A 488-nucleotide genomic window follows, 5' to 3' on the forward strand; every position below is an offset into this window, starting at 1 on the left:
GAGTGCCGCAGGCACGGAGTGCGCTGATCCCGGAGAATTCGGACGCATGCGGGGTAGGTTCGCCAGCACCCGCGAGGAGAACCGACTAGCGTTCCGCCGTGTCCTCCGACCAGTATTTCATCGAGATTCCAGGCGACTTCGTCGTGCGCCTGGTCATTGAGACGGCGCTCGCTGCCTTTCTGCTGGTCTGGTTCCTTCGCTTGCGGCGACGGGGCCTGTGGGCCGTGGCCGGAACGGCGGCGGCTCTGTGTTGGACTGCAGTCGCCGGCTTCTACATCGCGGCCTTCATATCAGCCCGACGAGGCGCGCTCGACCTGTACTCGTGGGCAACAGCCCACGGCGCCGCGCTCGAATGGGTCCGGCTGGCGGGCCTCGGCGGGGTCGTCCTGGCTCTGACTGTCGCACGCACTCTGAAAGCCGCACCGGCCGACGCGTAATTGATGCCGGGGTGGCTCGTTCGCTCAGGGCTCTGAGGGGACGCCGGGGTC

General features: G+C 67.4%; 1 protein-coding gene. It reads left to right on the forward strand.

Annotated features, from left to right (window positions below; genetic code table 11):
- The first annotated feature begins 98 nt into the window (after positions 1 to 98).
- The gene (locus ACYQ1K_RS27935; protein ID WP_459986896.1) at positions 99 to 437 is read left to right on the forward strand and encodes a hypothetical protein; all 339 of its coding nucleotides are present in this window, start codon (positions 99 to 101) and stop codon (positions 435 to 437) included.
- Positions 438 to 488 lie beyond the last annotated feature (51 nt).

Source organism: Nocardioides sp. AN3 (assembly GCF_054653495.1).